At 69.0% G+C, this 8,331-nt stretch carries 6 protein-coding genes; 4 read left to right on the top strand and 2 right to left on the bottom strand.

Translation table 11 applies throughout. The features are described from left to right. Nucleotides 1-40 precede the first annotated feature (40 nt). Nucleotides 41-502 (bottom strand): tRNA adenosine(34) deaminase TadA, encoded by a 462-nt coding sequence (gene tadA / locus M3N57_03180; GenBank protein MDP9021702.1) that lies wholly within the window; start codon nucleotides 500-502, stop codon nucleotides 41-43. Between the two features lie 210 nt (nucleotides 503-712). On the opposite strand from tadA, the gene M3N57_03185 reads away from it, so the two are divergent. The 4 genes from M3N57_03185 to M3N57_03200 all read left to right on the top strand — a co-directional run bounded on the left by M3N57_03185 (nucleotide 713) and on the right by M3N57_03200 (nucleotide 8,108). Then, a complete protein-coding gene (locus M3N57_03185) occupies nucleotides 713-937 on the top strand; it encodes a hypothetical protein (GenBank protein MDP9021703.1) in 225 nt (74 codons plus the stop codon). Between the two features lie 92 nt (nucleotides 938-1,029). Next, a complete protein-coding gene (gene aceE / locus M3N57_03190) occupies nucleotides 1,030-3,762 on the top strand; it encodes a pyruvate dehydrogenase (acetyl-transferring), homodimeric type (GenBank protein MDP9021704.1) in 2,733 nt (910 codons plus the stop codon). 291 nt (nucleotides 3,763-4,053) lie between these two features. Further along, nucleotides 4,054-5,997 (top strand): penicillin-binding protein, encoded by a 1,944-nt coding sequence (locus M3N57_03195; protein MDP9021705.1) that lies wholly within the window; start codon nucleotides 4,054-4,056, stop codon nucleotides 5,995-5,997. Next, nucleotides 5,994-8,108 (top strand): penicillin-binding protein, encoded by a 2,115-nt coding sequence (locus M3N57_03200; protein ID MDP9021706.1) that lies wholly within the window; start codon nucleotides 5,994-5,996, stop codon nucleotides 8,106-8,108. Before M3N57_03195 ends, M3N57_03200 begins: the two co-directional genes overlap by 4 nt. A gap of 39 nt (nucleotides 8,109-8,147) precedes the next feature. Here the strand turns inward: M3N57_03200 and M3N57_03205 are convergent. Then, on the bottom strand, nucleotides 8,148-8,331 hold a 184-nt coding region (locus M3N57_03205; protein MDP9021707.1), incomplete at its 5' end, for a 1-acyl-sn-glycerol-3-phosphate acyltransferase.

An 8,331-nucleotide genomic window follows, 5' to 3' on the forward strand; every position in this document is an offset into this window, starting at 1 on the left:
GGCCGTGGACGCCCGTAGACGGAGTACCGAGCGTACCCGGTCACGAACCCGGCGGCGAGACACCAGCCGGGCCGCGACGCTCATGGAAGAACCCGCGGAGCAGGGCCGCGCATTCCCCGGCTTCGACTCCCCGGACGACCTCGACGGTGTGGTTCAGGCGCGGATCGCGCGGGATGTCCCACAGTGACCCCACCGCCCCGCCCTTGGGGTCGTCGGCACCGAACACCAGCCGGGAGAGGCGCGCGAGGACCGCCGCGCCAGCGCACATCGCGCACGGCTCGAGCGTCACGTACATCGTGCACCCCTCGAGCCGCCAGGTGCCCAGGCGCCGCGCCGCCCCGCGCAGCACGAGCAACTCGGCGTGGGCTGTCGGATCGCGGTCGACCTCCCGCCGGTTGTGGGACCGGGCTAGCTGGCGGCCGTCAGGACCGACGACGACCGCGCCGATCGGCACGTCGTCGTGGGCCGCAGCGTCACGCCCTTCCGCCAGGGCCAGGCGCATCCACCGCACGTCGTCACGTCTCACACGACCGTCCTGTCCCCGTGCGCCCGCCATGCGCGGCAAGACCGCGTCACCGTCGACCCCGACCACGCCAGCAGCGTCGCCCCTGACAAGCAAGTCGCCACGTCGGCTCGTCCGGGCGGCGACCTCCCGTCGGAGCGGCAGCGCTGCCCCCCCGGCATGCTGGAGACGGTCGAAGGGAGAAGGAACGTGCCACGGTTCGAGGTCCGCGAGGCAGAGCATCCGGTCGACGCCAAGCCGCGTTTCGCGGTGGTCGACACCCACAACCGGGACCTTCCCGTGGCCAACTTCGCGTCCCGGGATGACGCGGAGGCCCATGCCGAGAAGCTCGAGCAGGGACCCCTGGACTGGGATGAACAGGAGGAGTGGGAGGACGAGTGGGACGACGACTGGGGCGAACCCACACCGAGCTGAGTTCATCCGAGGACGACGCCGGAGGGGGGGAACCAACGACCGCGCGGACTCGGGTGGCGTAGGGTTGGGGGAGGCAGACGGAAGGATCCGGGATGGTCGACGAGCGGCGGCACGTCATCACCGACGGCCTGCCCAGCCAGATCCCCGACACCGACCCGCAGGAGACCGAGGAGTGGCTCGATTCCCTCGACGCGGTCGTCTCACTGCGGGGGCGGATGCGCGCCCGGTTCCTGCTGCTCAAGCTGCTCGAACGGGCTCGTGATCAGCAGGTCGGGGTCCCCTCGCTGATCTCCACCGACTACGTCAACACGATCCCCTCCGAGCGTGAGCCCTGGTTCCCCGGCGACGAACACCTCGAGCGACGGATCCGTGCCTTCATCCGGTGGAACGCCGCCGTGATGGTCACCCGCGGCAACCTGCAGCACGGCGTCGGCGGGCACATCGCGACCTACGCCTCGGCGGCGTCGCTGTACGAGGTTGGGTTCAACCACTTCTTCCGCGGCAAGGACGAAGGTGGCGGCGACCAGGTGTTCATCCAGGGGCACGCGTCACCGGGCATCTACGCCCGGTCCTACCTGGAAGGGCGTCTCACCGAGGAGGAGCTCGACGCGTTCCGACGCGAGACCGCTGTCGGCGGCCTGTCCAGCTATCCGCACCCTCGTCTGATGCCCGACTACTGGGAGTTTCCCACGGTCTCGATGGGGCTGTCCCCGCTGAACGCGATCTACCAGGCGCGCTTCAACAAGTACCTGCAGAACCGCGGGATCAGGGACACGTCCGCACAGCGGGTGTGGTGCCTCCTCGGGGACGGCGAGACCCGTGAGCCGGAGACGTTGGGTGCCCTGTCGGTCGCCGCGTACGAGGAGCTGGACAACCTGATCTTCGTGATCAACTGCAACCTGCAACAGCTCGACGGCCCGGTCCGCGGCAACGGCAAGATCATCCAGGAGCTCGAGTCGGTGTTCCGTGGCGCCGGCTGGAACGTCGTCAAGGTCGTCTGGGGGCGTGACTGGGACCCGTTGCTCGCACAGGATGCCGACGGGGTACTCGTCAAGCGCATGAACGAGGTCCCCGACGGTCAGTTCCAGACCTACACGGTCGAGTCCGGGAGCTACATCCGCGAGGACTTCTTCGGTGTGGATCCGCGGCTGCGGGCGATGGTGGAAGACCTCAGCGACGAGGACCTGCAGAAGCTGTCGCGCGGTGGACACGACTACCGCAAGGTCTACGCCGCGTACGACGCGGCCGTGAACACCACCGGGCAGCCCACGGTGGTCCTCGCACAGACCATCAAGGGGTGGACGCTCGGTCCGGACTTCGAGGCGCGCAACGCCACCCACCAGATGAAGAAGCTGTCGGTCAAGGCGCTGAAGACCTTCCGGGACCGCCTGTTCCTGGACATCTCCGACCGTGAACTCGACGAGGAACTACCGCCGTACGTGCACCCGGGCGAGGACAGCGACGAGTACCAGTACATGATGGAGCGCCGCCAGGCGCTGGGCGGGGTGCTGCCCAAGCGGGTGGTCAACTACCACCACATGCCGCTGCCGAAGAAGGACGCCTACCAGGAGCTAAAGGGCGGCTCAGGCAACCAGGAGGTCGCCACGACGATGGCGTTCGTGCGCCTGCTGAAGGACCTGATGGACGACGCGGACTGGGGGCCGCGCTTCGTCCCGATCATCCCCGACGAGGCGCGCACGTTCGGGCTGGACTCCCTGTTCCCCACGCGGAAGATCTACTCGCCGCACGGGCAGAACTACGAGCCGGTCGACCGCGAGATGCTGCTGTCCTACAAGGAGGCGCGCGACGGGCAGATACTGCACGAGGGGATCACCGAGGCCGGATCGATGGGGTCGTTGGCAGCGGCCGGGACGAGCTACGCCACCCACGGCGAGCCGATGATCCCGATCTTCATCTTCTACTCCATGTTCGGCTTCCAGCGGGTCGGGGACCTGATCTGGAGCGCCGCCGACCAGCGCACGCGTGGCTTCCTGATCGGGGCGACCGCCGGCCGGACCACCCTCAACGGAGAAGGGCTGCAGCACGAGGACGGCCACTCTCACCTACTCGCCGCAACCAACCCGGCGGTGATCAGCTACGACCCATCGTTCGCCTTCGAGATCCCGATCATCGTCGAGCACGCGCTCGACCGCATGTACGGCGAGAACCCCGACGACGTGATGTGCTACCTGACCGTCTACAACGAGCCGGTCCGCCAGCCGCCGATCCCCGAGGGTCTCGACGAGCAGCACGTCATCCGCGGGATGTACCGCTACCGCGCTGCGGAAGAGGAGCGCCGCCACCGCGCGCAGATCCTGACCAGCGGCACCGCGATCCATCTCGCGCTCGAGGCCCAGCAGCGGCTCCTCGACGAGTGGGATGTGGCTGCCGACCTGTGGAGCTGCCCTGGCTGGAACGAGCTCACCCGCGACGGGATCGCGTGCGATTCGTGGAACCGCCGCCATCCGCTCTCCGAACCACGGGTGCCGTGGGTCCGCCAACAGTTGGAGGGCACCGAAGGACCCTACGTCGCGGTGACCGACTGGATGAAGGCCGTCCCGGGGCAGATCGCTGACTGGATCCCCGGCACCTACGGCGTCCTGGGGACCGACGGCTTCGGGCTGTCGGACACCCGTCCGGCGCTGCGCCGCCACTTCCGCATCGACGCCGAGAGCATCATCATCTGCACCCTGGCGATGCTCGCCCAACAGGGCGACCTCAAACCGGAGCTGGTCCAGGAGGCGATCGACAGGTTCGATTACGACGTCGAGCGAGAACCGGTTCACCACCCCGACCTGCCGCCGCCGCACTGGGACGGCGGCTGACCGAGCGCCACGCTCACCGCGTGACGAACGGACATGCGGCGTTGCGTCGCCGCGGGCCGTTGACAGAAACGGAGATGTCATGCCTCGAGGAGGGATCTGGACGGTCGTCGGTGTCCTGCTGGCGATCGCGTTGCTGATCTGGATCATCCGGGCGCTGTAACGACCGTCGGCGTCAGCCTCGCCCGCTGCGGCAACACCCGTGGCGTCCCGATGGTCGGTCGCCTCGCACGGCCCCGTAGCGCTCGCCCCGTTACGGTCGAGGGCGATGTGCTCCCTGCTTGACGACATCAGATGCCCCACGATGGAACCTCCACCGGGTGGTACCAGCGACTGCTGCGGCGCGATGGCCGCTGGTTCGTCCGCTGGGCGCCGCTGCTGTTCGTCCCGGTCGTGGCCGTGGCTGCCACCGCGCTCGCCGGGGCTTCCGTGTTCCTCCACGCGTACCTGACGATGGATCTGCCTGCGCCTGAGGACCTAACGATCCCCGACCCCACCGTCGTCTACGCATCCAACGGGCAGCGGGTGGCGACGCTGGATCCAACCGCCATCCGGCGCAACGTCGACGTCGAGCAGCTGCCCGACCACGTCTGGCAGGCGGTTCTGGCCGCCGAGGATCGTGGGTTCTTCTCGCATCCCGGGTTCGCGTGGAGCGCCTTGCTCCGCGCCGCGTGGGTCAACGTCCGACACGGAGAGATCGAGCAAGGCGGGTCGACCATCACGATGCAGTACGTCGAGCTGGCGATCCGCGACGTTCCGAGGACCATGGTCGGGAAGATCCGCGAGATCGCCGCGGCGGTGAAGCTCGAACGGCGACTGCCGAAGGAGGAGGTGCTGGAGCACTACCTCAACGCCGCGCCGTTCGGGCGGGGAGCGATCGGCATCGAGGCGGCAGCGAAGACCTACTTCGGCGTCTCCGCGAGCCAGTTGAGCGTCAACCAGGCAGCCACGCTGGCAGGCATGATCGCGGCGCCGTCACGGTACGACCCCGAGCGCGATCCCGGGGCGGCGAACCAACGCCGGATCTACGTCCTCAACGGCATGGCGGAGCAGGGCTGGATCAGCGACGAGATGCGCTCACGGCTGGTCGCCGCCGGAGTCCCCGCGGTCAGCCGAGAGCCGCTGGTGCAGTACGGGCCCCACTCGTACTACGTCGATGCCGTCCGCGACGTCCTCGCCGACGAACTGGGAGACCGTCGTGACGTGGACATCGGCCTGCGGGTGTTCACGGAGATGAACCCTGGGCTGCAACGTGTGGCGCTCGACACGTTGAACGCCCACCTGGAGGGGACCGCCTACACCGGCGCGATCGTGACGATCGACCCGCGCAACGGTGCGGTTCGAGCGCTGATCGGCGGGCTCGGGTTCCCCGAGGAACAGTTCAACCATGCCACGCGCGGTGGGAACCAGGCCGGGTCGGCGTTCAAGCCGTTCGCGCTGGCGGCCTTCGTGGCGGCCGGGTACTCCCCGACGCGGTCGGTCTTCGCCGCACCGGCCACCATGACGGTGGACTTCGACCGGTACCCCGACTACCGCGTCTCCAACTTCGGCCGTCGAGGCTTCGGTGCTCAGAGCGTGTACGAGGCGACCCTGACGTCGACCAACGTGGTGTACGCCCAGTTGACGTCCGAGGTCGGGCCGGCTGCCGTGGCGGAGGTCGCGACCAGCCTGGGGATCGCCGATGACGAGGATCTGCGTCGAGCCACCGCCCCGGCGATCGCTCTGGGCACCGCCGACGTGACCCCGCTGAACATGGCACGGGCCTACTCGGGTTTCGCCAACGGTGGGTCTCGCGTCGCCCCACAGTTGATCCGACGTGTGGAGACGACCGACGGCGACGTCCTGCTCGACGCCAGTCCACAGCTCACGCGGGTGCTGCAACCCAACGTCGCTCACGTGGTGACCGACGTGCTGCACGCCAACATCCGCCGTGGCACCGGGGCGGCGGCTCAGATCGGTCGGCCGGCGGCCGGGAAGACCGGGACGACAGACGACTTCCGCGACGCGTGGTTCGTGGGGTACGTCCCGCAGCTCGCCACGGCCGTGTGGATCGGAACGCCGGACAACACGCCGATGGACGGTGTGACCGGAAGCAGCATCCCGGCGGAGACCTGGGGTGACTACATGGGGGATGCGGTCGCGAACCTGCCGGTGGCCGACTTCCCCGACCCGGACCTCGCCGTGCTGTCTCCGGTCGCTCCCCAGACCGTCACCAACCGCGCGGCGGTGGCCCGATGATGCGCGCCTTGCCGTTGCTACCGCTGATCGCTTTGGCGATCGTCGCGTCGTTCGTGGTGGTGGTGTTGTTCACGGCGATCTTCTTCCTCAGCAACTACCGGGCGGGTCCGCTGCCGAGCCCAGATGAGCTCCAGCTACCGGAGCCCAGCATCGTCCGAGACGCCGCGGGCGACGTGATCGCCAAGCTGGACCCGGGCGCGGTCCGGTCGAACATCGAGCTGGACGAGCTCCCCGACCACGTCTGGCAGGCGATCCTGGCGGTCGAGGACCGCAACTTCTACGAGCACGAGGGGTACTCGACGCGGGGCATCATCCGTGCGTTCTGGACCAACCTCATCCACGGTGAGATCCGTCAGGGCGGCTCGACCATCACGCAGCAGTACGTCGACATCGCCATCCGGGAGGTCCCGCGCACCTACCGGGGGAAGCTGCGCGAGCTGGCGTACGCCCGCAAGCTCGAGGGCCGACTCGGCAAGGATCAGATCCTGGAGTACTACCTCAACGCCGTCCCGTTCGGGCGCGGCGCGCTCGGGATCGAAGCGGCTGCCCAGACCTACTTCGGGAAGGCTGCGACCGAGCTCAGCGTCAACGAGGCTGCGACGCTCGCCGGGATGGTCGCGGCCCCCTCCCGTTACGACCCCGGACGCCACCCCGAGGTGGCCAACGAGCGACGCGAGATCGCGCTGCGGGGCATGGCCGAGGAGGGCTGGCTACCGGACGCGGAGGCCGACCAGCTGATCGCCGAGGGGCTCCCTGAGCTCCGCGACGAACCACTGGTCGAGTACGGGACGAACGCGTACTACCTCGACGCGGTGCAACAGGCCCTCGCCGATGAACTCGGCGACGAGCAGGACATCTACCTCGGCCTGGATGTGACCACCGAGCTCGACACGCGGCTGCAGGAGCTGGCGCTCACGACCTTGAACGCCCACCTGGCGGACGTTCCGTACACCGGGGCGATGGTGTCCATCGACCCGACCAGCGGTGCCGTGAAAGCCGTGGTCGGGGGACGGGATTTCCGCTCCGAGCAGTTCAACATCGCGATCCGGGGCGGCAACCAGGCCGGGTCGGCGTTCAAGCCGTTCGGTCTGGCGGCGTGGTTGGACCAGGGTCGGTCCCTCGAGGAGGTGTTCCCAGCCCCGGCGCAGATGGTGGTCAACTTCGACGATTTCCCGCCGTACGACGTGTCGAACTTCGGCAACGCGGGGTTCGGTCAGCAGAACGTCCGCCAAGCCACTCTGACGTCCACCAACGTCGTGTACGCACAGATCGCGTCGGAGGTCGGCCCCGAGGCCGTGAAGCAGATGGCGGTCGCAGCGGGCATCAACGACACCGAGGACCTCGTCGCCGTCCCGTCGCTGATCCTGGGCACGGTCGACGTCACCCCGCTGGACATGGCGCAGGGGTACGCGACGTTCGCGGCGGGCGGGGAGCGACACGAGCCGCGGTTCATCAGGACCATCCGCGACATCGAATCGGGGCAGGTGGTGCTCGACGCCGAGCGGGCTCGCCCGGAGCGGGCCATGCAGGCCGACGTCGCCTACGGCGTCACCGACGTGCTCATCGACAACATCCAGGAGGGGACGGGGACGTCCGCACAGCTCGGACGGCCGGCGGCCGGCAAGACCGGCACCACCGACGACTTCCGTGATGCCTGGTTCGTTGGGTACGTCCCGCAACTTGCGACCGCGGTATGGATCGGGAACGCCGACAACACACCGATGGCCCGGGTCACCGGGAGCTCCATCCCCGCCGAGACCTGGGGCGACTACATGGGCCAAGCGGTCGCGCCGCTCGCCGTTGAACAGTTCCCCGAGCCGAACTGGGACACGCTGGTCCCCCGATCGCCGACCCCCACGGACCGGTCGCCCGTACCGGTCGACACCTTCGGCGGGACGGAGCCGGCGTTCAGCCCGCCGCCGACCTCCGGTCCCGACCTGGGGCCCGAGACGGTTGAGGAGACCACTCCCACCCGCGAGCCGACGTTCGGGACCACTCAGCCGACGTTCGGGAACACCGCGCCGACGTCGCCGCAGCCCCAACCGGACGACTCCCCGACGACGCGTCGTCCCGGACCGGTCGAGACCTTGACGCCGATCCTGCCTGGTTGACGTCACGGCCGGTGGCCCCGCGCTGAGGCGCCCGCCGCTTCAATCGCGCGAGCCCCCGCTGCGCCGCTCCTCGTTCTGTCGGGCGATCATGGCGGCCGCTTCGTCGACGGTGGGGGCGGTCCCGCCCAGGTGCGCGGGGACCCACCAGCGGTCGTCGGGGCCCGCCGGCTGGTCGGGGTAGTCGTCCTGGGCTTGCTTGAGCAGGTGCTCGATCCGGGCCATC

Source organism: Actinomycetota bacterium, from assembly GCA_030776725.1.
Classification (GTDB): domain Bacteria; phylum Actinomycetota; class Nitriliruptoria; order Nitriliruptorales; family JAHWKO01; genus JAHWKW01.

Excerpts from the sequence above, each read along its gene's own strand:
- M3N57_03195 (MDP9021705.1), top strand. The coding sequence starts at position 4,054 with ATGCCCCACGATGGAACCTCCACCGGGTGGTACCAGCGACTGCTGCGG.
- tadA (MDP9021702.1), bottom strand. The coding sequence starts at position 502 with ATGCGCCTGGCCCTGGCGGAAGGGCGTGACGCTGCGGCCCACGACGAC.
- aceE (MDP9021704.1), top strand. The coding sequence starts at position 1,030 with ATGGTCGACGAGCGGCGGCACGTCATCACCGACGGCCTGCCCAGCCAG.
- M3N57_03200 (MDP9021706.1), top strand. The coding sequence starts at position 5,994 with ATGATGCGCGCCTTGCCGTTGCTACCGCTGATCGCTTTGGCGATCGTC.